Source organism: Kitasatospora sp. RG8 (assembly GCF_017813315.1).
GTDB lineage: Bacteria > Actinomycetota > Actinomycetes > Streptomycetales > Streptomycetaceae > Kitasatospora.
This window is the reverse complement of the sequence record NZ_JAGIYX010000021.1, coordinates 142,850-166,286: the sequence shown is the minus strand read 5'-3', so window position 1 is coordinate 166,286 and position 23,437 is coordinate 142,850. Positions and strand designations below refer to the sequence as shown.

Genomic DNA, 23,437 nt, shown 5'->3' with positions numbered 1-23,437 from the left:
GTGAACGAGTACGGGCCCACGGAGACGGTGGTGGGTTGCTGTGTGTTCGAGGTGGCGTCCGGTGACCGGGTGGGTGATGCGGTGCCGGTGGGTCGTCCGGTGGCGAACACGCGGTTGTACGTGTTGGACGAGTGTCTGCAGCCGGTGCCGCCTGGTGTGGCGGGTGAGTTGTACATCGCGGGTGCGCAGGTGGCGCGCGGGTATGTGGGCCGTCCTGGGTTGACGGCGGAGCGGTTCGTGGCGTGCCCGTTCGAGGCGGGTGCGCGGATGTACCGGTCGGGGGACGTGGCGCGGTGGAGTACGGAGGGGCTGCTGGAGTACCTGGGGCGGGCGGACGAGCAGGTGAAGATCCGGGGCTTCCGGATCGAGCCCGGCGAAGTCCAGGCCGCGGTCCTGGCCCACCACGGAGTGGCGCAGGCGGCGGTCGTCGCGCGGCAGGACACCCCGGGCGACACCCGGCTGGTCGCCTACGTCGTACCCGCCGAGGCGGACGCCGACCCGGCCCGCCTGGCCGGCCAGGTGCGCGAGGCCACCGCCGAACGGCTGCCCGAACACCTGGTGCCGTCCGCCGTCGTGGTCCTGGACGCCCTGCCGTTGACCGTGAACGGCAAGCTCGACCGCAAGGCCCTGCCCGCCCCCGAGCACACCGGCGGGACACGAACCGGACGAGGACCGGCCGACGCACAGGAGGAACTCCTCTGCCAGGCCTTCGCCCACGTCCTCGGGCTGCCTGCGGTCGGCACCGACGACGACTTCTTCACCCTCGGCGGCCAGTCGCTCCTGGCGACCCGCCTGGTCAGCCGGGTCCGCGCCGTCCTCGGCGTGGAACTGCCGATCCGGGTCCTCTTCGACAGCCCGACCCCGGCCGCCCTCGCCGCCTGGCTGACCCGCGCGACCCGCGGCCGCACCGCACTGACGGCCGCCGAGCGCCCCGAACGGGTACCGCTCTCCTTCGCCCAGCGCCGGCTCTGGTTCCTCGGCCGGCTCGAAGGTCCGAGCGCCACCTACAACATCCCGATGGCCCTGCGCCTGACCGGGGAGCTCGACCGCGCGGCACTCGACGCCGCACTGAAGGACGTGGTCACCCGGCACGAGGTGCTGCGCACGGTCTTCCACGTCACCGACGGGCAGCCCCACCAGCAGGTCCTGCCCGTGGAGAAGAGCGGCTTCGAACTGGCCGTCACCGACATCCGGGCCGACGACCTGGCCGAGGCCGTGACCGGCGCGGTGCGCCACGCGTTCGACCTGTCCGAGCAGATCCCGTTCCGGGCCTGGCTGTTCGGGTTGGGCGCGGACGAGCACGTCCTGGTGGTGCTGATGCACCACATTGCCGGGGATGGCTGGTCGACGGGTCCGTTGGCGCGTGATCTGACGGTCGCCTATGCGGCGCGGCTGGCGGGCCGGGCGCCGGACTGGTCGCCGCTGCCGGTGCAGTACGCGGACTATGCCCTGTGGCAGCGTGAGCTGCTCGGGGCGGAGGACGACCCGGAGAGCCTGCTCGCCCGCCAGGTGGGGTACTGGCGCGAGGCCCTGGCCGGCGTGCCGGAGGAGCTCGCACTGCCCGCCGACCGGCCACGCCCCGCCGCCCCCTCCTACCGGGGCCACGAGACGGGGCTGGAGATCCCGGCCGAGCTGCACGCCCGACTGCTGACCGTCGCACGCGAGCGGGGGGTGACGCTGTTCATGGTGCTCCAGGCCGCCCTCGCGGTGACCCTGTCGCGTCTCGGCGCGGGCACCGACATCCCGATCGGCGCGGCGGTCGCCGGGCGCACGGACGAGGCGCTGGACGACCTGGTCGGCTTCTTCATCAACACCCTGGTGCTGCGCACCGACCTCTCCGGTGACCCGACCTTCGGTGAAGTGCTGGAGCGGGTCCGGCAGACCGGCCTGGACGCGTTCGCGCACCAGGACGTGCCGTTCGAGCGCCTGGTCGAGGAACTCGCCCCGGTCCGCTCGCTGGCCCGCCACCCGCTGTTTCAGGTCATGCTCACCCTTGAGAACACCGGCTCCGTCGCCGGCGCCGGGAACGCGGCCATGGAGCTGCCGGGGCTGCGCGTCGGCCCGCTCGCCGCGAGCACGGCGGCGGCCAAGTTCGACCTGGACGTCAGCCTCGGCGAGGCGTTCGGCCCCGACGGCGCACCGGCGGGGCTCCGCGGCGCGCTTGTCGCGGCGGCCGACCTGTTCGACCCCGAGACCGCGCAGCAGTTGGTGATCCGGCTGCTGCGCGTCCTGGAGACGGTCGCCGACGAGCCGGACACCCGGCTCTCGGCGGTCGAGGTGCTGGGAACGGAGGAGCGCCGGCAGGTTCTGGAGGGGTGGAACGACACGGGTCGTGTGGTGCCGGGGGTGTTGGTGCCGGCGTTGTTCGCGGGTCGGGTGGCGGGGTCGCCGGGTGCGGTGGCGGTGGTGTTCGAGGATGTGGAGGTGTCGTACGGGGAGTTGGATGCGCGGGCGAACCGGTTGGCGCATCAGCTGCTGGCGATGGGGGTGGGTGCGGAGTCGGTGGTGGGTCTGTGCCTGCCGCGGGGTGTGGACATGGTGGCGGCGATCCTCGCGACCTGGAAGGCGGGGGCGGCCTATGTGCCGTTGGATCCGGAGTATCCGGCGGAGCGGCTGGAGTTCATGCTCGCGGACAGTGGTGCATCGGTTGTCATCGGCGGGGGTGGTCTGTCCCTGGACGATCCTCAGGTCTTGGCGAGGCCGTCGACGGCACCGGACGTCGTCGTGGGTGCCGAGCAGCTTGCCTATGTGATTTACACGTCGGGTTCGACGGGTGTGCCGAAGGGTGTGGCGGTTTCGCACGCTGCGGTGGCGTCGATGGTGGCGGCGTTGTCACCGGAGCTGGGTGCGGCGCCGGGGGTGCGGGTGTTGCAGTTCGCGTCGTTCAGCTTCGACGCGTCGGTGCTGGACCTGGCCGTCACGCTCGCCAATGGCGCGACGCTGGTGGTCGCGTCGGCGGCCGAGCGAGCGGACACGGCCCTGCTGACCCGGATGCTGCGCGACAGCCGTGTGAGCGCGGCGAGCGTGGTGCCGTCCCTGCTCGCCGTCCTGGACCCGCAGGCCGTGCCGGGGCTCGGAACGCTTCTGGTGGGCGCGGAGCCGATCAGCCGTGAGCAGGCGCAGCTCTGGTCCCAGGACCGGCGGCTGGTGAACACCTATGGTCCGACGGAGTCGACCGTGATGGTCACCGCCGGGCGGATCGACGGTACGGAGTCGGCGGTGCCGATGGGCGCGCCGGTGGCGGGTGCCCGGGTCTATGTGCTGGACGAGCGGTTGCAGCCGGTGCCGGTGGGTGTGCCGGGTGATCTGTATGTCGCGGGCGGGCAGTTGGCGCGCGGGTATGCGGGCCGGGCGGGGTTGACGGCGGAGCGGTTCGTGGCGGCGCCGTTCGGTGGCGTGGCGGGCGGGCGGATGTATCGCACCGGTGACCGGGCGCGCTGGACGCCGGACGGGCGGTTGGTGTTCTCGGGGCGGGCGGACGAGCAGGTGAAGATCCGCGGGTTCCGGGTGGAGCCGGGTGAGGTGAGTGCGGCGCTGTCGGCGTGTGCCGGTGTCGCGCAGGCGGCGGTCGTCGCCCGCGAGGACACCCCGGGCGACACCCGGCTGGTGGCCTACATCGTCCCCGCCGACGGCCGGACTGCCAGCGAACTCCCTGCCACCGTACGCGCGTTCGCGACCGACCTGCTGCCGTCCTACCTGGTCCCGTCCGCCGTCGTCGTCCTCGACGCGCTGCCGCTGACCGTCAACGGCAAGCTGGACCGCGGGGCCCTGCCCGCCCCCGAGTACACGGTCACGGCTGCGAAGGTGGACCACGGACCGCTGGGCCACCTCGCGGCTACCGTTCGTGCGGCCTTCGCGGAGGTCCTGGGTCTGCCGACGGTGGGAACGGACGACGACTTCTTCGCACTCGGCGGGCATTCGCTGCTGGCGGTTTCGCTGGTGGAGCGCTTGCAGGAGCGGGGCGTGGCCGTCTCGGTGCGCGATGTGATCTCCTCACCGACCCCGGCCGGCCTCCTGCGCGCACTGACCCTGTCGTCGATCCAGGACGCCTTGGGGACGCTCCTGCCGATCCGTGCGCAGGGCGACGGGCCGGCGCTCTTCTGTGTTCACCCGGGGGTCGGGCTGAGCTGGTGCTACCGGCCCCTGGCCGGCTACGTGCCGGACGGCATCCCGATCTACGGGCTCCAGTCGCGGGGTCTGGACGGAACGAGCGAGCCGGCGTCGTCCCTGCGGGAGATGGCGGCGGACTACGTCGCGCAGATCCGGACCGTACAGGAACACGGCCCGTACCAGCTGCTGGGCTGGTCCTCCGGTGGTTTGGTGGCGCACGAGATGGCCGTCCAGCTGCAGGCCGTGGGGGAGGAGGTGTCGGCCCTGGTCATCCTCGACACCTACCCGCTCGACCTGGATCAGGACCTCGACGGGGAGCGGGAGGACGCTGCCCAGACCCAGACCCAGACCCAGACCCAGACCCAGACCGAGACCGAGACCGGGACCGAGTCGGTCGAGGAGTGGAAGGCCAGGGAGGTCGCCCGGCGGACGCAGGACGCCCGCGAGCAGTTCAGCGCCGTCCTGGGGGGCATGTCCGAGGCGGAACTGGAGGCGTGTGCGCGGGTGTTCGTGAACAATGCGCTGGTCACCCGGGCGCACGGCTTCGGACGCTTCGACGGTGACGTCCTGGTCGTCGTGGCGACGGAGGGCAAGCGGGAGGACACGCCCGGCCCGGAGAGCTGGCAGCGGTACGTCACCGGCGTCGTCTCCGCCCCCCGGCTCGCCCGTACCCATGACGAGCTGGGCCGGCCCGAGACGCTGGGCGAGGTCTGGAACGCGGTGGCCGCCTGGCTGGACCGGGAGTAGGCCGGACGATCCGCCCGGGACGCTACGAGGGGCCGGCATCCGCAGTGCGGGTGCCGGCCCCGGCCGTGTCCCGGATCAGCCTCTGGGCTGAGTCCTGAGGAGCGATTTGCCGGGAGCCCCCGGCGGCTAGCATCGCTGGCGTGGAACGATCTCCGAAGCCTCCTGTCCTGCTGAGGCGGCTGTCGCCGGACGCGTTGACGATGCTCAGCTGGTGGGCGGCGGCCGCGTTCGCGCTCGTGTTGTACGGGACGATGCCGGGGCCCACCCATCCGGTCTTCATGGCCCCGAAGCAGTTCCTCCACCTGGCTCCCTGGGCACTGGTGCTGATCATCGTGGCCCTGGCGTTGCCGATCGGGTGGGCCAGCCGGCTGCCGGTGCCGGTGCTCGGGGTGCTGCTGGCCGAGGCGGTCGCGGCGGAGGTGTTCGGGGAACGGACGTGGCCCTTCCTCCTGGCGGCGGACCTCCTGGTCTTCTACGTCACCGTGACCCGGTCGCGCCGGACGGCCGCGGTGGCGGTCTCCTCGGTGGTGGTGGTGTGGGCCACGGTGTCGGTGGCCCTGCGGTCCGCGTCGGTGTTGCAGAGCATCGGCGGTCCGTGGGCCAGCCTCGTGGTGACCACCGTCCTCGCCTGGATCGCCGGCAGCTGGGTGCGGTTGCGGCAGGAGCACACCGAAACCCTGCGCGCCCAGAGCGCGACCCGGGCGGTACAGGCGGAGCGCGCCCGGATCGCCCGTGAGCTGCACGACATGGTGGCGCACAGCATCGGGGTGATCGCCATCCAGGCCGGTGCGGCGGCGAGGGTGATCGAGACCCAGCCGGTCGGGGCGCGGGACGCACTGGTGGTCATCGAGACGACCAGCCGGGAGACCCTGGCGGGCCTGCGGCGGATGCTGGGCGCGCTGCGGGAGGCCGACGCGGACCAGTCGGACTCGGCGCCGGCGCCGGGGCTGGCGGATCTCGACCGGCTGGCCGAGACCGCGGCGGACGCCGGCGTGCGGGTGGAGGTGCGGCGGCGCGGACGCCGGCGGCCGCTGCCTCCCGAGGTCGAGCTGTCCGCGTTCCGGATCGTCCAGGAGTCGGTGACCAACGTGGTCCGTCATGCGGGCGGTGCCCGGTGCTGGGTGGACGTGGACTACGGGGAGGAGGAGCTCTCCCTGGAGATCGTCGACGACGGGCGCGGGAGGGCGGGCGCGAGCCCGAGCGTCGGAAGCGGCTACGGGATCGTGGGGATGCGCGAGCGGGTGGGCCTGTTGCACGGTCAGTTCAGTGCCGGGCCGGGGCCCCGGGGCGGCTTCCGTGTGATGGCTAGACTTCCGCTATGACGATCCGGATCGTACTTGCCGATGACCAGCCACTCGTGCGAGCGGGACTGCGGATGGTGATCACGGACGCGCCCGACATCGAGATCGTGGGGGAGGCCGGGACGGGGGCCGAGGCGCTCGGGCTGGCGCGGGAACTGCGCCCCGACGTCGTGGTGATGGACATCCGGATGCCGGTGATGGACGGCATCGAGGCGACGAGACTGATCAAGGAGCTGTCCGATCCGCCGAACGTGCTGATCCTGACGACGTTCGACGACGACGAGAACGTCTACGCGGCGTTGCGGGCGGGCGCGGGCGGGTTCCTGGTCAAGGACATGGTGCTGGAGGACATCCTGGCGGCGGTGCGGGTGGTCGCGGCCGGGGACGCGTTGATCGCGCCTGGGGTCACGCGCCGGCTGATCGAGGGCTTCGTCGAGCGTGGCCCGGTGCGCCCGTCGCGGCGGCGGGAGATCGATGGGATCACCGAGCGCGAGCGCGAGGTGCTGGTGCTGATCGGGCGCGGGATGTCCAACAGCGAGATCGCCGAGCAGTTGTACATCAGTGTCGCGACGACGAAGAGTCACGTGGCGCGACTGCTGGCGAAGCTCGACGCCCGGGACCGGGTGCAGCTGGCGATCGCGGCCTACGAGACGGGCCTGATCGAGCCCGCCGGCTGAACCGGAGGCCCGCAGGCCCCGGAAGCCCGCAAAGCCCCGAGGCCCCGGAGCCGTTGAGGTGCGGGGCTCCGGGGCACGGGTGTCCCGCACCGGATCGCCGGCCTGGCCGCGCCACCCACGCCACCGCACCGCCGTGCGAAGGCCACCGCACCGCCGTGCGAAGGCCACCGCACCGCCGTGCGAAGGCCACCGCACCGCCGCGTGAGGGCCACCGCGCCGCCGTGCGACCGAAGGGCGGCGCGACCCGAGAGGCAACCGCCCGCCGTTTGTCAGTGGGACATGGCGACGAGCACCCGGCGGGCGCCGCTGTAGGGCCGGCGGCCGTGGGCCAGGGTGAGGTTGTCGACGAGCAGGACGTCGCCCTGCTGCCAGGCGATGTCGTGGGCCAGTTCGAGGCCGGTGTCGCGGATCCTGGTGACGTACTCCGCCGGGATGGGGGAGCCGTCGGCGAAGGTGACCGACTGGGGCAGCTCGTCGGCGGGGACGATCGACGCCAGCTCGCGCATGGTGTCCTCGCCGAGCGTGGCCGGGTGCCACTGGTCGGCCTGGTTGAACCAGAGCTCCTCACCGGTGGCGGGGTGACGTATCGTCGCCGGCCGTACGGTCCGTGTGCGGAGGGCGTTGCCGGCGGTCCACTCCCACTGGGTGCCGGTCGGGGCGAGGATCTTCTCGACCTGGGCGCGGTCGTCGGTCTCGAAGGTGGCCTGCCAGCTCTTCCCGAAGCCGCGGCCGCCGTGGAGGTACTGCCGGTAGCACAGCCCCCCGCTGAACTCCCGCCGCAACGGCTCGTCGAGGGCGGCCAGCCAGGCGGCGTTGTCGAGCAGGGGGGTGGCGCCCCCGGTGGCGGACGGCTGCACGCAGAAGAAGAGCAGCCGGGCCGGCCAGGCGGGGGCGTAGGAGAGCTCGCTGTGCATCGAGATGGCGTACTCGGGCGGGTACTCCGTCGAGGTGTAGACGTTCTCGCCGACCTTCGTCCTGGGCGTGTTGCCGTGGATGTAGGCGAGGCGCTCGGGGAGCAGCAGCGGCATCACCCCGGCCAGCGACGCCTCCGTCACGTCGAACCCCCGGATGAGCAGGGCCTGGTGGCGGTCGAGGATCTCACGGACGTCGGCCGAGGCGAGGTGCCCGGCCAGCGCCCGTGGGTCGGCCGGGATGCCCGCGCTCTCGGGCGTGATCAGCTCGGGAGCCCAACTCTGCCCGCGGTGGTGCCAGTTGCTCATGGAAGGATCTCCTCGATGTGTGGGACACCGGGGCCGACGGGTGCAACTGGCGTACCGCCGCGGTTGAACGTCCGTCAGCCCTCGGTCCAGCCGTGGTTCTTGCCGAACTGCAACAGCGCGCCGCGGACCTGGAGGACCTGCTCGCCGGTCAGCGAAGGCGCGCTCTCCAGCAGGAGTTCGGTGACGTCGCGGAGGAACTGCGCGGAGGTGAGGACGTCGCACAGGGAGTCGTCGTCGTCGGCCACCGACCGGGCGGTGGTGGCCGGCGCCGTGGCGGCCGGGCGGGCGAGGGCGCCCTTGGGCAGGCGCACGGAGGAGGCCTTCAGACCGCGGTCCCCCTCTTCCATCTCGAACTCGACCACGAGGCCCGAATGCACCGTGGATTCGGGCATCAGCATGTCGTTGACATGCAGGAAGACGTCTTCCCCGCCGTGGTCGGGAGCGATGAAGCCATAACCCCGGACACTGTCGTAACGCACCACACGACCGGCAACCACGTGTACCCCCAAAGACAACCCGGGCCCCTTGCCCGAAACCTGAACCAGAGAATAGTCGAATGGGATTCACGGGAAAAGAAATCCCTGCTGCCGCCCCTCGAACATCCGATACGCGCGGGTCGCCCAAAGGGTCTCGGAACTCGGGGGTTTGGGCGGATGCCGGTCCGGAAGCGGAAAGGCCCCGGCCGGGTCCCGTGGAATCCGGGACCCGGCCGGGGCTTCTCGTCGTCGCCGGGGCGTCGCCGGGGCGTCGTCGCGGGGGCGTCGCCGGGGCGTCGCCGAGGGGGCGTCGTGGGCGCCGTGGGTGTCAGTGGAGCTCGGGGCTGAGGTCGGGGTCGAGGTCCGGGGTAACGGGGGTCTGCTGGGCGAACTGCGTGCGGTAGAGGTCGGCGTAGAGGCCGCCCGCGGTGAGGAGTTCGTCGTGGCTGCCGCTCTCGCGGACCCGGCCGTTGTCGATGACGAGGATCTGGTCGGCCTCGCGGATGGTCGAGAGGCGGTGGGCGATCACGAGTGAGGTCCGGCCGGCCAGTGCGGTCTTGAGGGCGTGCTGGATGGACGCCTCGGACTCGGAGTCGAGGTGCGCGGTGGCCTCGTCGAGGACGACGATCGGCGGTGCCTTGAGGAGGAGGCGGGCCAGCGAGATCCGCTGCTTCTCGCCGCCGGAGAGCCGGTAGCCGCGGTCGCCGACGACGGTGTCCAGGCCGTCGGGCAGCGCGCTGATGGTGTCCCAGATGAGGGCGGCGCGACAGGCCTCGGTGATCTCGTGCTCGGTGGCGTCGGGGCGGGCGTACTCGAGGTTCGCGCGCAGGGTGTCGTGGAACAGGTGCGCGTCCTGGGTGACCACGCCGACGGTGTCGCGCAGTGACTGGAGGGTGACGTCCCTGATGTCGTGGCCGCCGATGCGGACGGTGCCCTGGTTCGGGTCGTAGAGCCGGGGGACGAGCTGGGTGATCGTGGTCTTCCCGGCGCCGGAGGGGCCGACGAGCGCGGTCAGCCTGCCGGCCGGGGCGCGGAAGGTGAGGTCCTGGAGGGTCCAGGCGTCGGAGGCCCGCTCGGGGCGGCGCAGCGCGATGGACTCCAGGGAGGCGAGGGAGACCTCGCTCGCGCTGGGGTAGCGGAAGCTGACGCCGTCGAACTCGATGTCGGGGGCCGTGGCGCCGTCGTCGCCGGGCGTCCTGGCGCCGGGGTGCGGGCGGTCCTTTCCGCGGGCGGCGGCCGGGCCGGTGTGCGGTGTGCGGGTGCCGGGAAGGTCGTGGGCATCGGGGCGCTCGGAGATCAGGGGCTTGAGGTCGAGGACCTCGAAGACGCGGTCGAAGCTCACCACGGCGGTCATGGCCGTCACCTGGAGGGAGGAGAGCTGGTTGATGGGGCCGTAGAGGCGCAGGAGGAGGGTGACCATCGCGACGAGGGTGCCGAGCTGGAGGGTGCCGTGGATGGTCAGGATGCCGCCGAGGCCGTAGACCAGGGCGGTGGTGAAGGTGGTGAGGATGGTGACGAGAATGAACAGCAGGCGCCCGTAGACGACGCCGGACACGGCGATGTCGCGCACGCGGGCGGCCTTGCCGGAGAAGAGGGAGGCCTCGCTGTCGGTGCGGCCGTAGAGCTTGGCGAGCATGGCGCCGGAGACGTTGAAGCGCTCGTTCATCGTCGAGCTCATCTCGGCGTCGAGCTGCATGGTCTCGCGGACGATGCGCTGGAGCCGGCGGCCGATGAGCTTGGCGGGGAAGAGGAACAGCGGGACCATCACGAGCGCGGCGACGGTGATCTGCCAGGAGAGGTAGAACATCGCGGCGAGCACCAGGACGAGGGTGAGGACGGTGGAGACCGACTGGGACAGCAGGGTGGTCACGGCGGTCCGGGCCCCGACGACGTCCGAGTTGAGGCGGCTGACCAGCGAGCCGGTCTGGGCGCGGGTGAAGAAGGCCAGGGGCTGTTCCTGGACGTGCGAGAACACCTTGGTGCGCAGGTCGTAGACGAGGCCCTCGCCGACGCGTCCCGAGCACCAGGCCTGGAGGTAGATGGCCACCCCGTCGACCAGGGCCAGGCCGGCGACCAGGGCGCAGAGCCAGGCCACCACGCCGGTGTCGCGGGGCAGGATGCCCTTGTCGATGATCTGCTTGAGGACCAGCGGGCTGGTGGTGGTGATGACGGCGTCGGCGACGGTCACCAGCAGCAGCAGGGCCATCGGCCAGCGGTACTTGAGGATGTAGGGGACGATCCGGCGCACCGTGCCGGGTTTCACCCGCTGGCGGGTGAGGGAGTCGTCGTCGAACCGCACGGGTCCCATGGGGCCCATGCCCGGGCCGGCGCCCATCATTGCCACGGAATCCCGCCTCGCTCTCGTGATGGAAGAAGAAGATGGATGAAGAGGGTGGGAGGAGCAGGGTGAAGGCCCGGGAGCGCGATCAGTGCTTGTCGAGGAACTCGATGATCGCGGTGTTGATCTCGTCGGGGCGTTCCAGGTGTCCGAGGTGTCCGCAGTCGGGGATCTCCACCAGGTCGCAGTCGGGGATGGCGTCGGCGACCTCGGCGACCAGGTGGGGCGGGCAGATCAGGTCGTCGCGGCAGGCGATGGCGCGGCAGGGCACCGTGATCCGTCGCAGGGCCTCGCGCCGGTCGGTGGCGACGTCGATCCAGGCCTGGCCGCCGGAGCTGGTCGCGCCCGCCAGTTCGAGGAGGTCCAGCCAGCCGGCGACCGCGGTGTCGTCGTTGAGCGTCGCGGGGGAGAGCATCTCCAGGACGGTGCGTACGGCCTGGTAGCGCGCGGGAAGTTCGACGCCGCGCTCCAGCAGCAGCCGCTCGGCCGCCGCCATGGCCCGGCGGGCGACGTCGGAGCGGGCCCGGGTGGCGAGGAGGACGGCGGAGCGCACCAGGTGGGGTGCCTGGAGGGCGAGCTCCTGGGCGATCATGGCGCCGAGCGAGGTGCCGACCAGGTGGCACGGGCCGAGGTCCAGTGCCTCGATCAACCCCCGGGTGTCGGCGGTCAGTTCGGCGAGCGTGTACTTCCCGGCAGGCGAGTCCGAGGGGGCGATGCCGCGGTTGTCGAAGACGATCGTCTCGTAGCCGGCCCGGTGCAGCGCGGGCGTCTGGTGCACGGTCCACACCCGGCTGCCGGCTCCCGAGCCCATGATCAGCAGCACCGGATCCCCGTGGCCCGCGCGCTGGTAGGACAGCCGGATCCCGTTGGTGGTCACGAAGGGCATGACGCGGCCTCGCTGACGGTGTTCGCGTGCAAGACAGGGCTCCTGGTGATCGTGATCGGCGAGAGAGGACCCGGACGGGCACGAGAACGCCGCTGCCCGGGGCCGCCGCCGCTGCCCGGTACCGGCGCCGGTCGGCGGGCCGATGCGGGGCCGTGGGCCCCCGGGGCCGACCCGGGAAAGTGCGTCGGGCGCACCCGCGCCTCGGCCGCGCCCCGCCGGGTCTCCACCATGGCACCACGTGCACGGGCCGATCAAGAGCCCTGGAGTCCGCCCGCCCGTCACCGTTCAACCCGCTCCCGAGGCGCAGTTGAACACCTGAGGCGATCAGCGTCCGACACCGCGCGACGCGCCCGCCCGCCCTGGGATGCTGCCGCCAGCCCCGCGGGAAGCCGTCTGCCGCCCGCGGCCCGCCGCCCGCCGTGGGTCACCTGCTGCCCGCCGCCTCCCGTGGGCCGCCCGGCCGAGGGCTCAGCGGGAGACCGTCCAGCCGGCGGCGTCCAGTCGCCGGCACAGGGCGGCCGCGGTCTCCTGGCGCACGCGCAACTCGACGAGTCCCTGGGGTTGGCCGGGCGTGTGGTCGATCCGGATGTCCTCGATGTCGACGCCGGCCTCGCCGACCGCGGCGAACACCCGGGACAGCGAGCCCGGCCGGTCGGACAGGGTCACGGTGACCGCGGCCAGGCCGCCCGGTGCCGGACCGCTGCCGGGCTCGACCCTCTCGTGCCCCCGGTTGCCGCGGCGCAGCAGGGCATCGAGCTCGGCGGCGGCGTGCTCCCGGGCGGCCGGAGCACCGCCGCCCAGCGCCCGCAGCACCTGCACCGCCCGGTCCAGGTCGGCGCCGTACGCCTCCAGCACATCGGCCACGGCGTCCGCGTTGGCCCCCAGGACCTCCCCCCAGAGCGCCGGATTGCCGTCCGCGCCCCGGGTGACGTCGCGCACCCCCTGCCCCAGCACGCGCATGCTCCCCGGCGGCGCGTGTTCCAGCCGTGCGGCCATGAGCGCGGCGACCAGGTGCGGCGCGTGCGAGGTCAGCGCCACGCTCCGGTCGTGCTCGCCGCCGTCCATGACCACCGGCGTCGCGCCGCAGAGCGCCACCAGTTCCAGTACGCGGTTGAGCACGTCCCGCGCGGTTCCGGCCGACGGCGTGAGCACCCACGGGCGGTTCTCGAACAGGTCGGCCCGCCCCGCCAGCGGACCGGGACGCCCCGCGCCGGTCAGGGGGTGGCCGCCGATGTAGCGCGACGGGTCGACACCCGCGGACACGACCTCACGCCGCGCTCCCGCCTTCAGGCCCGCGACATCGGTGTACGCCCGCGCCAGAAGGCCGTTCTGCACCCGCGCCAGCACCCCGGCCACCCGGGCGGGCGGTACGGCGACCACCGCCAGGTCCACCGGCGCCCGCACCGCCTCCAGCGATCCGGCGCCCATGGCCTCGGCCGTCCTGGCCGCCGTGCTGTCCGAGTCCTCCAGGTACACCGAAACGCCGTGACGCACCAGCGCCAGCGCGACCGACGTCCCGACCGCTCCGGTCCCGATCACAGCGGCACTTCTCACTGCCCCAACTCCCAATCCGGAGAGATGAATCGGGCACGAAGCCGCCTCGGGGCCGGCCCGGACCGGATGGTAACCCGGCGCCGGACCGCCATGTCACACCGTCCCGGGGGGCAAGATTGTCCCTGTGTCAGATCTAACGCCTCGACAGGAGCACGACCAGGAGTGACGATTAGGGCTGATCCACGCGCGTGTTGCCTGAGAGTCGACCGCAAAGCACCAGAGGGCAGCTGGTGTTGACCCGGACACCCGGTGAGGTCGACTCCGGCTTTTGTAGTCGGCGAGCCGCTATCCAACGGGGAGAACACCTTGAGCCAGTCAGTCGCGCAATCGCTCGAGTCCGCGGATGCAAGGACGACTGTCAATGCCATCAAACCAGCTATACCCTCTCAAACCCGCCGAACGAGGGTGACGGCCGTTCCCATCCACTCACTGCGCCCCGGCGACTCGCCGCGATCCGAGGGGAAGGACACCAATCACGTCGCCCAACTGGCAGAACTCGACGCGCCACTGCCACCGATCCTGGTCGAACGCGACACCATGCGCGTCATCGACGGAATGCACCGCGTCATGGCCGCGCTGCTGAAGGGCCAGGAGACCATCGATGTCGAGTTCTTCGACGGTAGCACCGACGATGCCTTCCTGCGTGCCGTCGAAGCCAACGTTTCCCACGGCCTGCCCCTCTCGCACTCCGACCGCCGTGCCGCGGCCGAACGGATCATCCAGACCCACCCGCACATGTCCGACCGCGCCATCGCACGGGCCGCGGGCCTCGGCGCCAAGACCGTTGCCACCATTCGCCACCGCTGCGCCCGGACCGTTCCCCAGCCCGCCACGCGTGTCGGCCGCGACGGCAGGGTCCGGCCGCTGAACAGCGTGGAGGGTCGACAACGCGCCGCCCAGCTGATAGCGGAACGCCCCTTCGCCTCCCTGCGCGAGGTCGCACGGCTCGCGGGGATCTCCCCGGCCACCGTCAGCGACGTCCGCAAGCGCCTTGAGTCCGGTGAGTCACCCGTCCCCGGCTCCGAGGGCCACCGCCACGACGGCGGTGACCAGGACGCCGCAGGGGCGGGCGAGGGCAACGGCGGCGACCGGGCCGGCGCACAGGCCAGGAGCGCCAAGGCGAAGGCGGACCGGCGGGTCCGGCTGCTCCACCTCGACCCCGCCTCGGTCCTCGACAAGCTCCTGCGCGACCCCTCCCTGCGTCACAAGGAGGAGGGCCGTCAACTCCTGCGCCTGCTCCAGCAGAACTCGATCGGCTCCCGCAGCTGGGCGGACCTGAGCGCCGTCGTGCCGCCGCACTGCGGGGCGCTCGTCGTCGAGCTCGCGCGGCAGTTCGCCGAGACGTGGGCGGAGTTCGCCCAGGAGCTCGACGATCGTGTGCGCTCCGTCGAGCACCCCACCGCGACCCGGTAGGCCCCCGCCTGCGCGCGGCTCCTGGCCGGACCGCCGCCCCCCGACCCCGGGGTGGCGGCGGTCCCGCCGGTGGCCGTCCGTCCGTCAGGGCTTGCGGGCGACGCCGGCGTACATCCAGCGGGTGGTGTCCTCGGTCGGGCCGTCCGGCCGCCAGAGCGGGACGAAGGCGACGCCGGGATCCAGCAGTTCCCAGCCCTCGAAGAACGCCTCGACCTCGGCCCGGCCGCGTCCGTTGATGCGCGACTCGGTGTCGTCCCACGTCTTCGCCACCTCGGCGGCCCGCTGCGGGTTGCCCTCGAAGGTGCTGTGGGAGAGCAGCAGGTGGCTGCCCGGGGCGAGCCGGCTGTGGACCGCCCGGACCGCGGCGTGCGCGTGGTCGTCGCCGACGAAGTGGAGGACGGCGAGCAGCAGGACGGCGACCGGCTGCGAGAGGTCGATCAGCTCGCGCAGCGCGGGGCGGTCCAGGAGCTCTTCGAGGTCGCGGAGGTCGCCGGTCAGGACGGTGGTGGTGCGGTTGTCCGCGAGGAGGGCCCGGCCGTGGGCGAGCACGATCGGGTCGTTGTCGATGTAGACGACCCGGGCGTCGGGGGCGACGGCCTGCGCCACCTCGTGCACGTTGCCCTGGGCGGGCAGGCCCGAGCCGATGTCGATGAACTGGCGGATGCCGGCCGCCACGCAGAGCCGGACGGCGCGGCGCAGGAACTCCCGGTTCTCGCGGGCCGCCTGCGGGATGTCGGGAGCGGCGGAGACGGCGTGCTCGGCGGCGACCCGGTCGGGCGGGAAGTTGTCCTTCCCGCCGAGCCAGTAGTCGTAGATCCGGGCGGGATGCGGACGGTCGGTCTGGAGGTCCGTTGTCCCGCTGGTTCCTCTGGCGTCGAACATCCGGTCCCCTCCGGTGAACTGAACGGCATTCATCCGCCTGCGCGGCAGGGACGCCGCCCGGTCGAACGTCCACGCATGATAGCGGGCCCGGTCGACGGGGGAGGGCGGTCCCTTCCCGAAGGGGCACGACGCCGCGGCGGTGGGCGTCCGAATCGGGCGCGTGCGAATTCCATCGATTTTGCATGTCCATGTCGTTAGAGTGCTGCAACGTCAACAGCCGACGCAGTGAGCGGAGTTCCATGGCCATCGCGCGCAGGTCCATCCTCAAGGGCTCTTCGGCGGCCGGTGCCGCCCTGGTCGCGGGCGGTGCGCCCGCTGCGGCCGCCGAGCCCGCACCCGATCCGGCACCGGCCGCGAGCCCGCTGCTCCAGTCGACCCCGCACCGCCTCGGGGCGCCGAGCGTGAACGGGCTCCACCTCCAGTTCGGCACGGACGCCTCGTCGGAGATGACGGTCTCCTGGATCACCCCGCAGTCGGTGGGCCGCCCGCACGTCCGGCTCGGTTCGCCGGACGGCGGCCTCGGCAGGGTGGTCGACGCCGAGACGCGCACCTACCGGGACGCGCTCTCCAAGGAGGAGGTGTACGTCCACCACGCGCGGCTGTCCGGACTCCGCCCGGCGACCACCTACCTCTACGCCGCCGGCCACGACGGCGCCAACCCGGAGACCGGCTCCTTCACCACCGCCCCGCGCGGCCGCTCCGCCTTCACCTTCACCAGCTTCGGCGACCAGGCCACCCCCAACCTCCGGCGGCAGGTCGTGTTCCCGGACGGCGTCCCCTCGCCGCTCGGCAAGTACCCGGTGTTCACCAGCAGCCAGGTCGGCACCGCCGCGTCCGCCGACATCGTGGCGGCCGTCGAGCGGGTCGGCCCGCTGTTCAACCTCGTCAACGGGGACCTCTGCTACGCCTCGTACAGCGGCCGCCACGGGCAGAGCCGGGTGGCGACCTGGGCGGACTGGTTCATCAACAACAGCCGCTCGACCAGGCTGCGCCCCTGGATGCCGTGCGCCGGCAACCACGAGAACGAGGGCGGCAACGGCCCGATCGGCGCCGCGGGCTACCAGGCCTACTTCAACCTCCCCGACTCCTCGGCCTCCCTCGACGAGGAGACCCGCGGGATGTGGTACGCGTTCACGGTCGGCGCGGTCCGCTTCATCAGCCTCGCCAACGACGACGTGGCGATCCAGAACAGTGGTGACACCTACCTGCGGGGCTACTCCGGCGGCGCCCAGAAGCGCTGGCTGGAGCGCGAGTTGAGAGCAGCCCGGGGCAGCCGGGCGATCGACTGGATCGTCGTCTGCATGCACCACCCGATGATCTCCAGCTCCCTGCACGGCAGCGGCAGTGACCTCGGCATCCGCGAGACCTGGGGCCCGCTGTTCGACGCCTACGGCGTGGACCTCGTCGTCAGCGGCCACGAGCACTACTACGAGCGCTCCCACCCCGTCCGCGGGACCCTCCCCAACGACACCCGCACCCCGGTGCCGTCCGGCACCGACCCGGACCTGGCCGACACCGACCGCGGCACCGTCCACATGATCATCGGCGCCGGCGGCAACGCCGCCACCACCCAGGACGACCTGTTCGAGCAGCCCAAGGGCCGGGTGGTCATCGGGCTGGAGGACCCGAAGCCGGGGGCCCCGTACCGGGAGTCGATCTGGCTCACCGAGGACGCCCCCTGGGCCGCCGTTCAGGACCGCAAGCACACCCACGGCTTCGCGGCCTTCGATGTCGACCCCGGCGACCGTCGCGGCGGCCGCACCCGGATGCGGGTCACGTACTACACCTTCGACGGCCCGCACGGCGACCTGACCCCGGTGGACACCTTCACCCTGGAGCGCAGCCGCTCCGACGCCCGGGACTGACGAGGCCGGGCCGGTGGGCGCGGCCGGGGTGGCCGAACCCGCCGGCCCGGCGGGGGTAGTGGGGTACCGGGGGAGGGGTCAGCAGCTCCAGTCGACCTTGTAGAAGCTGGCGTAGTGGTCCGAGGTGTAGTAGTCCTCGTGGTAGACCTTGCCGGTGATGATCCGGCGCGCGCCACGGGTGGGGCTGTTCGGGGTGATCACGGTGTACTCGTGGTAGTAGCCCGAGGACTTGGCGGGCAGCACGCGCTCGCGGTTCTGGAAGACGACGCCGTCCTGCGAGTACGGGAACGGCCCGCCGGCGTCGATCAGGTCCAGGGTGTCCCAGGCCTGGCTGGGCAGGTCGCTCAGACAGACGCTGCCGCTGACGGTGGCGTGTGCCTCGGTGGCGAACACAGCGGTGGGGGCGAGGGAGAGCAGGCCGACGGTGAGGGCGGCGGCGGTGCGGGTCTTCAACGCGCGTAGAACAATTCGCATGACAGCAGTCTGAAGTGTTGTCAGGTTCAGGCGGAAGGCTCGTCGGGGCGGCGGAGGAACACTTCATTCCGGCGTAACCGCCCCAGAACCGGCAGGACTCGTGGTGTACCGCCACCATGAGCGTCCCGGGGCTGCGCTCCTGTCATCCGGGCGCGCCGGCCGGCCGCCGCCCCGGCTCGAAAAGGGTTTGACGTCCGTGGGTGACCGCCGGTCGGATGGCACCTCATGAGCGCAGAGCAGATGCACCCCGGTCAGCACCCCGTCGACGACGACCTCGTACGGCGGCTGGTCGCCGGGCGGTTCCCGCAGTGGGCCGGGCTGGCCGTGGAGCGACTGCCGTCCGGTGGCACGGTCAACGTCCTGTACCGGCTGGGCGACGCGATGGTCGTCCGGCTGCCGATGGTGGGCGGCGGGGCCGAGGACGTGGCACTGGAACAGCGGTGGCTGCCCCGCCTCGCGCCCCACCTGCCGACCTCCGTCCCGGAGGTGCTCGGCGCCGGGGAGCCCGCCGAGGGGTTCCCGTGGCCGTGGTCGGTGTACCGCTGGCTCCCGGGGGAGAACCCCGAGGCGGGTGCGCTCGACGAGCCGGTGCTTCTGGCCGAGGACCTTGCCGGGTTCGTGACCGCGATGCGGGGCCTCGCCCTGCCGGGTGCGCCGGCCGCCTACCGCGGCGGGCCGCTCGCGCGGCTCGACGCGTCGACCCGCGCGGCGATCGCGCAACTGCGCGACATCCCCGAGGAGGGCGTCGACTGCGACGCCGCGACCGCCGTGTGGGAGGAGGCGCTGCGGGCCCCGGCGTGGGACGGGCCGCCGGTCTGGCTGCACGCCGACCTGATGCCCGGCAACCTGCTGGTGGCCGGCGGCAGGCTGACCGCGGTGATCGACTTCGGCTGCACGGGCGTGGGCGACCCGGCCTGCGACCTCTTCCCGGCCTGGAACCTGCTGCCGGCCGACGGGCGCAGGGCCTTCCTCGGGGCACTCGACGTGGACGACGCCACCCGGACCCGCGGCCGGGGCCGGACACTCGCGCAGGCGCTGACCGCGCTGCCGTACTACCGCAGGACCAACCCGGCGATGGCGCGCAACGCCCGGCACGTGATCCGGGCGGTGCTGGAGGAGGACTGAGGTCGGCCGCGAGGGCAGTCCGTGGCGGTGGTGTTCAGGAGCGGTGGGACGGGCATCGCTGGTGCTGTCGATCGCGGCCGTGTTCTTCTGAAATTGGCGTCACCCAAAGGAAGTTGACGCTTCATCAGAGCTGCCGCGGCCCCCGGGCGGGGCTGCGGCCGGCGACCACATCCGTCAGCGACACACCTAAGGAGCGCAATGAAGCGCCTCGCCCGTACCCTTGCCGTGGCCTCGGCCGCCGGGTCACTCCTGCTGCTCGCCGCCCCCGCCTCGCAGGCGGCGGCCCCGGCGGGCTCGGCCCCGTGCGTGGACGTCACCACCGCGAACGCCGCCGGAGACGGCCAGATCTCGGTCTGTCCGCAGGGCGGCAGCACCTACCGGGTCACCGGCTTCATCGAGACCAGCCTGCCCTACGACGCCTGGAACGGCCCGATCTGCTCCGCCTGGTTCATCAAGCTGGGCACGTCGTACAAGAGCGGGCCGATGGTCTGCGCCCAGCCGAACGTGCCCACCTCGAAGAACACCTTCGACTACACCACCACCCTGTCGGCCGCACCGACGGGCGCCTGGCTCCAGCAGGTCTGGATCTGACGGCCGCCTGAGGGGTGCCCCACGCCCGGCGCGGGGCACCCCTCAGGTGCACTGCGCCGGGGCCCGGCCCGCCCCGTGAGCGCCCGTGCGACTGCGGCGAGGCCGCAGTCGCACATCACCCTCCCGTGGCCACCCGGCCACCCGGCCACCCGGCCGCCGAAGGCCGATGGTGCCGGCTCAGCCACCCGGTGCAGGGCGGGCGGCGGCGTTCCGGCCGATGGCGTCGCACGGAGGCCAGGTGATCAGCCGAACGCCCGTCGAACTCCGATGTTTTGCAGGCGACTTGTGCGATGTTCCGGCGATCCGCCCGGGTGGCCGGCCTCTCGGGTGCCGACGGTCCGGGCGGATGGTGCGGTGCGTGATGGAAGGGGTGTCGGTCCGGGCAGGGAGGAACGTTTCTCCACCCGCCCGGACCGGTGGTGCGGCTCAGCCGTTGGCGAGGGCCTGGAGGCGGTCGTAGGCGCCGTTGAAGAGGTTCTGGTCGCCGGGGAAGGTGCCGGAGTCGGCGTACTGCCAGAAGGTCTGGTAGCCCCAGCCGTTCGGGAGGGTGCCGACCGACGAGGAGTAACGGGCGATCCAGAGCGGGTTGGTGGCGCCGAAGCCGCCGTTGTTGCCGGTGCAGGTGCTCCACCAGTTGGTGGTGGTGTAGATGGTCGGGTAGCGGCCGGTGCGGGAGTGCACGGTGTCGCTGAAGGAGCGGATCCAGCTGACCATCGCGCTCTGGCTGAGGCCGAAGCAGGTGGCGCCGTAGGGGTTGTACTCGATGTCGAGGGCGGGCGGCAGGGTCTTGCCGTCACGGGACCAGCCGCCGCCGTGGTTGACGAAGTAGTTGGCCTGGGTGGCGCCGGAGGAGCGGTCCGGCAGGGCGAAGTGGTACGCGCCGCGGATCAGGCCGGCGTTGTAGGAACCGTTGTACTGCTGGGCGAAGTACGGGTTGGTGTAGCCGGTGCCCTCGGTGGCCTTGACGTAGGCGAAGCGGGCGCCGTTGCCGGCCACCGAGGCCCAGTTGACGTTGCCCTGGTAGCTGGCGACGTCCAGCCCGGGGGTCTGGGTGGCGGCGAGGGCGAGGACGCCCGCGGTGCTCTCTCTTCCCTCGTGCGCCGCGACGGTGGAGCCGGCGAAGTCGCGCTCCGGGTGGAGGACGGGGCGTTGGGAGTCCGCCTGTTCCGCGGACTGCCCGGGGGCGGGGTCGACCGCGTACGCGGGTGCGGCGGCGCCCGCGACGAGCGCGGCCGCCGCGGCGAGTGCGGCGAGGACGGGCAACCGGCGGGACTTGGGCGTCCCGGCACCGTCGGTGGCGCCGGCGGCACCGGGGTTTCCGGTGTTGCGAGTGTTACCGGTGTTACCCGTGTTGCCGGTGGGGCGGGCGGAGCGGGAAGTGCTGGGCATGAACACTCCTCTGGTCCGGTCCTGACGACCTGTGGACGCGGTGCGGCCGGTGCGCCGTGTGCGCCCGGCCCGGAGCACAGTAGCCATGTACCCGCCAGGCTGACCAGGTCCCGTGAATCACACACCGAACGGCCGTCGCGTGTGACACGCCGACACCCGGCCGGGCCCCGGGCAATGCCCGGAGGTCCGGCAACGCCCGGCCCGGCCTGCTGGATGTCTATACCGGCAGGAATCACCCGGACCAGGAGGCCATCGGCCTGCGGTACATCGGCCATCCGGACCCGCGCGTACGCAGCGAGGCCGTGTTCTGCGTGAGCCGGGAGCGGACCGCTCGCAGCGACGCGGCCACATCGGCACTGCTCGGCCTCGTCCACGATCCCGAACCTGATGTCCGGGCCTCCGTCGCCCAGACGTTCGCCCCGCGGTTCACTCCCGACAACCGACTCGCGCCGGCGATCCGGGACGCCCTGCTCTTGCTGGTTCGCGACGGCACCCTCTGGGTACGACGGCAGGCTGCACAATCCCTCGCCGGCTCTGACGATCGGACCACACCCACCCTGGATGCTTTCCTCGCGCTCCTCGACGAGGAGGACAAGGATCTGCGCCTGGAGGCAGCCTGGGCACTCGCTCGCCGCGGCGACCCGCGGACCGAGGAGGCGTACGAGCGGGTCGGACCGCTCGACGCGTTCTCGGAGCACGACCACCGGACCTCCGGCCTCTGGCAGTACCGCGCGAGCAATCGGAGCGACCGGGCATGACAGGTCGCCGCCGTGCATGTCTTCGGCACGGTCGGCGGTTCCGGCGGTGCGGGCCTCGCCGACGAGGTGGTGCGAACCGATGACGACGATCAGGCCGCCGGGCCCGGCGAGGTCGCCCGCCCGGTGCAGCGCCGCGGGGATGTCCTCGGCCGTCACGCACGGGCCCGGCCGGCAAAGGCGAGACGGCTCCGCAGGTCGGCGGGGTCGGCGGCCTCGTGCGAGTTGGTGCGGGTGAGGACCAGGGGCCACTGGGCGGTGAGCGGAGCGAGTTTGTACATACGGGAGTTCGGTTGCTTCCGGGCGATGCTCGGGGCTTCCGCGCCGTGGGTTCAGCTGCCGGTGCGGAGCCGCTCGCGGTCGGCCTCGGCGGTCTCGTCGTCGAGCGCGCCGGTGAGGATGGCGTCGAGCAGGCCGGGGTAGCGGGCGTCGAGGTCCGCCCGGCGCAGCCGCAGCAGGTTCTCCCGCCCGGAGGGCTGCTGCCAGATGACGCCGCTGTCGCGCAGGACCCGCCAGTGGTGGGTCATGGTCGACTTCGAGGTCACGCCCAGGATGCCGAGGACGCTGCCGCAGTTGTGCTCGCCCCCCGCGTCGAGCACCCGTACGACGGCCAGTCGCACCGGGCTGCCCAGGGCGGAGAGGACGCTCTCGATGCGGATCTGCTCGCGGTCCGGGTGGCGGTAGCTCATGGTCCCACGGTAGCGCGACAGTCCGACCGTGGCCCGGCCCCGTGTGCGGTCCGTTCGGCCGCGACTGCGACCCGGGCTGCGCCGTGGCCTGGGCCGCTGTGACCTGGGCTGCGTTGTGACCTGGGCTGCTGAGACCCGGGCTGCGACCCGGGCGGGCTGCGACCCGGGCCCGGCGGGCCCGCGCCGCCCGGCCCGGCCGGCGTTCGGGGGGCTGTGGCACGATGCCAGAGGCCTGGCCGTGAGCCCGCCGCCGCCCCACCGCAGAGAAGAGGACCCCCGTGCCCGAGACCACCCGAGACGTGACGCAGCCCGCGACCGCCCTGCCCGAGACCGGCGGCCTCGCCTTCCGCCCCGCGACCGAGGCCGACGTGCCGGCCCTGGTCGAGCTGGTCGAGTCGGCCTACCGCGGCGAGGCCAGCCGGGCCGGCTGGACGACCGAGGCGGACCTGCTCGAAGGGCAGCGCACCGACGTCGAAGGCGTGACCGCCGCCGTGACGCACGCCGACGGCGTGGTCCTGCTGGCCGAGCGCGCCGGTGAGCTGCTTGCCTGCTGCCAGCTGGAGCGCCGGGGGGAGCACGCCTACTTCGGGATGTTCTCGGTCCGTCCCGGCCGGCAGGGCGGCGGCGTCGGCCGGGCGGTGCTGGAGGAGGCCGAGCGGTTCGCGGGGGAGGAGTGGGGCGCCGTCGAGCTGGAGATGACGGTGATCGAGCAGCGCGCCGACCTGATCGCCTGGTACGAGCGCCGGGGCTTCTCCCGCACCGGGATCTACTCCCCGTTCCCGTACGGCGACGAGCGCTTCGGCATCCCGCTCCGTCCCGACCTGCGGTTCGAGAAGCTGGTGAAGAAGCTTACTGGTCGGTAGGCCTGAGGATCCGTCAAGGTTGACCTGCGGCAATGCGGAGATGTCATACCTCGTTCATGATTGGTCTAGGCCAATGTGAGAG

At 72.5% G+C, this 23,437-nt stretch carries 19 protein-coding genes and 1 pseudogene; 10 read left to right on the top strand and 10 right to left on the bottom strand.

Annotation, left to right across the window (positions count from 1 at the left end; genetic code table 11):
* From J5Y04_RS44025 to J5Y04_RS27555, 4 genes and pseudogenes are all read left to right on the top strand, one after another.
* Positions 1–192: pseudogene (locus tag J5Y04_RS44025) on the top strand (AMP-binding protein); the annotation flags it as partial.
* Positions 193–237: 45 nt separating this feature from the next.
* On the top strand, positions 238–4,857 hold the full coding sequence (locus J5Y04_RS27565) for an amino acid adenylation domain-containing protein (protein WP_374106117.1): 4,620 nt from the start codon (positions 238–240) through the stop codon (positions 4,855–4,857).
* A 140-nt stretch (positions 4,858–4,997) separates the two neighbouring features.
* On the top strand, positions 4,998–6,179 hold the full coding sequence (locus J5Y04_RS27560; RefSeq protein ID WP_307853323.1) for a sensor histidine kinase: 1,182 nt from the start codon (positions 4,998–5,000) through the stop codon (positions 6,177–6,179).
* Positions 6,176–6,835, top strand: coding sequence for a response regulator transcription factor (locus tag J5Y04_RS27555; protein WP_209415106.1), 660 nt, complete (start codon positions 6,176–6,178; stop codon positions 6,833–6,835). The genes J5Y04_RS27560 and J5Y04_RS27555 overlap by 4 nt, the downstream gene beginning before the upstream one ends.
* A 269-nt stretch (positions 6,836–7,104) precedes the next feature.
* Here the strand turns inward: J5Y04_RS27555 and J5Y04_RS27550 are convergent, their stop codons facing one another.
* From J5Y04_RS27550 to J5Y04_RS27530, 5 genes are all read right to left on the bottom strand, one after another.
* Positions 7,105–8,055 carry a TauD/TfdA family dioxygenase gene (locus tag J5Y04_RS27550; RefSeq protein ID WP_209415105.1) on the bottom strand — a complete coding sequence of 317 codons (951 nt, stop codon included), beginning with the start codon at positions 8,053–8,055 and terminating at the stop codon, positions 7,105–7,107.
* A gap of 74 nt (positions 8,056–8,129) precedes the next feature.
* The gene (locus J5Y04_RS27545) at positions 8,130–8,552 is read right to left on the bottom strand and encodes a cold shock domain-containing protein (RefSeq protein WP_209415104.1); all 423 of its coding nucleotides are present in this window, start codon (positions 8,550–8,552) and stop codon (positions 8,130–8,132) included.
* A 307-nt stretch (positions 8,553–8,859) separates the two neighbouring features.
* Positions 8,860–10,839, bottom strand: a complete 1,980-nt coding sequence (locus J5Y04_RS27540; protein WP_245205515.1) for an ABC transporter ATP-binding protein — start codon at positions 10,837–10,839, stop codon at positions 8,860–8,862.
* 118 nt (positions 10,840–10,957) lie between these two features.
* Positions 10,958–11,755: an alpha/beta fold hydrolase gene (locus J5Y04_RS27535; protein WP_209415103.1), complete on the bottom strand. Its 798-nt coding sequence runs from the start codon at positions 11,753–11,755 to the stop codon at positions 10,958–10,960.
* 468 nt (positions 11,756–12,223) lie between these two features.
* Positions 12,224–13,309 (bottom strand): prephenate dehydrogenase, encoded by a 1,086-nt coding sequence (locus J5Y04_RS27530; RefSeq protein WP_209415102.1) that lies wholly within the window; start codon positions 13,307–13,309, stop codon positions 12,224–12,226.
* Between the two features lie 405 nt (positions 13,310–13,714).
* Here J5Y04_RS27530 and J5Y04_RS27525 point away from each other — a divergent pair, with 405 nt between their 5' ends.
* Positions 13,715–14,722 (top strand): transcriptional regulator, encoded by a 1,008-nt coding sequence (locus J5Y04_RS27525; RefSeq protein WP_307853320.1) that lies wholly within the window; start codon positions 13,715–13,717, stop codon positions 14,720–14,722.
* 84 nt (positions 14,723–14,806) lie between these two features.
* Here J5Y04_RS27525 and J5Y04_RS27520 read toward each other — a convergent pair whose 3' ends face one another.
* Positions 14,807–15,604 carry an SAM-dependent methyltransferase gene (locus tag J5Y04_RS27520; protein WP_209415101.1) on the bottom strand — a complete coding sequence of 266 codons (798 nt, stop codon included), beginning with the start codon at positions 15,602–15,604 and terminating at the stop codon, positions 14,807–14,809.
* A gap of 239 nt (positions 15,605–15,843) precedes the next feature.
* Between J5Y04_RS27520 and J5Y04_RS27515 the strand changes: the two genes are divergently transcribed.
* Positions 15,844–17,469, top strand: coding sequence for a metallophosphoesterase family protein (locus J5Y04_RS27515; RefSeq protein ID WP_209415100.1), 1,626 nt, complete (start codon positions 15,844–15,846; stop codon positions 17,467–17,469).
* 78 nt (positions 17,470–17,547) lie between these two features.
* On the opposite strand, the gene J5Y04_RS27510 is transcribed toward J5Y04_RS27515, so the two are convergent.
* Complete coding sequence (locus tag J5Y04_RS27510) at positions 17,548–17,943, bottom strand: ribonuclease domain-containing protein (RefSeq protein WP_209415099.1); 396 nt, start codon at positions 17,941–17,943, stop codon at positions 17,548–17,550.
* Between the two features lie 225 nt (positions 17,944–18,168).
* Here J5Y04_RS27510 and J5Y04_RS27505 point away from each other — a divergent pair, with 225 nt between their 5' ends.
* Both J5Y04_RS27505 and J5Y04_RS27500 read left to right on the top strand, forming a co-directional pair.
* The gene (locus tag J5Y04_RS27505; RefSeq protein ID WP_209415098.1) at positions 18,169–19,068 is read left to right on the top strand and encodes an aminoglycoside phosphotransferase family protein; all 900 of its coding nucleotides are present in this window, start codon (positions 18,169–18,171) and stop codon (positions 19,066–19,068) included.
* Positions 19,069–19,266: 198 nt separating this feature from the next.
* Positions 19,267–19,659, top strand: coding sequence for a hypothetical protein (locus J5Y04_RS27500; RefSeq protein ID WP_209415097.1), 393 nt, complete (start codon positions 19,267–19,269; stop codon positions 19,657–19,659).
* A 426-nt stretch (positions 19,660–20,085) separates the two neighbouring features.
* Here J5Y04_RS27500 and J5Y04_RS27495 read toward each other — a convergent pair whose 3' ends face one another.
* Positions 20,086–21,048: a lysozyme gene (locus J5Y04_RS27495; protein ID WP_209415096.1), complete on the bottom strand. Its 963-nt coding sequence runs from the start codon at positions 21,046–21,048 to the stop codon at positions 20,086–20,088.
* A 302-nt stretch (positions 21,049–21,350) separates the two neighbouring features.
* Here J5Y04_RS27495 and J5Y04_RS43650 point away from each other — a divergent pair, with 302 nt between their 5' ends.
* Positions 21,351–21,806 (top strand): HEAT repeat domain-containing protein, encoded by a 456-nt coding sequence (locus J5Y04_RS43650; RefSeq protein ID WP_307853319.1) that lies wholly within the window; start codon positions 21,351–21,353, stop codon positions 21,804–21,806.
* A 152-nt stretch (positions 21,807–21,958) separates the two neighbouring features.
* Here J5Y04_RS43650 and J5Y04_RS43000 read toward each other — a convergent pair whose 3' ends face one another.
* The gene (locus J5Y04_RS43000) at positions 21,959–22,084 is read right to left on the bottom strand and encodes a hypothetical protein (protein ID WP_256463560.1); all 126 of its coding nucleotides are present in this window, start codon (positions 22,082–22,084) and stop codon (positions 21,959–21,961) included.
* Positions 22,085–22,135: 51 nt separating this feature from the next.
* Positions 22,136–22,492, bottom strand: a complete 357-nt coding sequence (locus J5Y04_RS27480; protein WP_209415095.1) for a helix-turn-helix transcriptional regulator — start codon at positions 22,490–22,492, stop codon at positions 22,136–22,138.
* A 278-nt stretch (positions 22,493–22,770) separates the two neighbouring features.
* Here J5Y04_RS27480 and J5Y04_RS27475 point away from each other — a divergent pair, with 278 nt between their 5' ends.
* Positions 22,771–23,355, top strand: coding sequence for a GNAT family N-acetyltransferase (locus tag J5Y04_RS27475; RefSeq protein ID WP_374106114.1), 585 nt, complete (start codon positions 22,771–22,773; stop codon positions 23,353–23,355).
* Positions 23,356–23,437: the final 82 nt, after the last annotated feature.

Bases quoted from the DNA above. Each gene is read 5' to 3' on its own strand.
- J5Y04_RS27505 (WP_209415098.1), top strand. From the start codon at position 18,169: ATGAGCGCAGAGCAGATGCACCCCGGTCAGCACCCCGTCGACGACGAC.
- J5Y04_RS43000 (WP_256463560.1), bottom strand. From the start codon at position 22,084: ATGTACAAACTCGCTCCGCTCACCGCCCAGTGGCCCCTGGTCCTCACC.
- J5Y04_RS27480 (WP_209415095.1), bottom strand. From the start codon at position 22,492: ATGAGCTACCGCCACCCGGACCGCGAGCAGATCCGCATCGAGAGCGTC.
- J5Y04_RS27555 (WP_209415106.1), top strand. From the start codon at position 6,176: ATGACGATCCGGATCGTACTTGCCGATGACCAGCCACTCGTGCGAGCG.
- J5Y04_RS27510 (WP_209415099.1), bottom strand. From the start codon at position 17,943: ATGCGAATTGTTCTACGCGCGTTGAAGACCCGCACCGCCGCCGCCCTC.
- J5Y04_RS27515 (WP_209415100.1), top strand. From the start codon at position 15,844: ATGGCCATCGCGCGCAGGTCCATCCTCAAGGGCTCTTCGGCGGCCGGT.
- J5Y04_RS27495 (WP_209415096.1), bottom strand. From the start codon at position 21,048: ATGCCCAGCACTTCCCGCTCCGCCCGCCCCACCGGCAACACGGGTAAC.
- J5Y04_RS27520 (WP_209415101.1), bottom strand. From the start codon at position 15,604: ATGTTCGACGCCAGAGGAACCAGCGGGACAACGGACCTCCAGACCGAC.
- J5Y04_RS27500 (WP_209415097.1), top strand. From the start codon at position 19,267: ATGAAGCGCCTCGCCCGTACCCTTGCCGTGGCCTCGGCCGCCGGGTCA.
- J5Y04_RS27550 (WP_209415105.1), bottom strand. From the start codon at position 8,055: ATGAGCAACTGGCACCACCGCGGGCAGAGTTGGGCTCCCGAGCTGATC.
- J5Y04_RS27540 (WP_245205515.1), bottom strand. From the start codon at position 10,839: ATGGGACCCGTGCGGTTCGACGACGACTCCCTCACCCGCCAGCGGGTG.
- J5Y04_RS27535 (WP_209415103.1), bottom strand. From the start codon at position 11,755: ATGCCCTTCGTGACCACCAACGGGATCCGGCTGTCCTACCAGCGCGCG.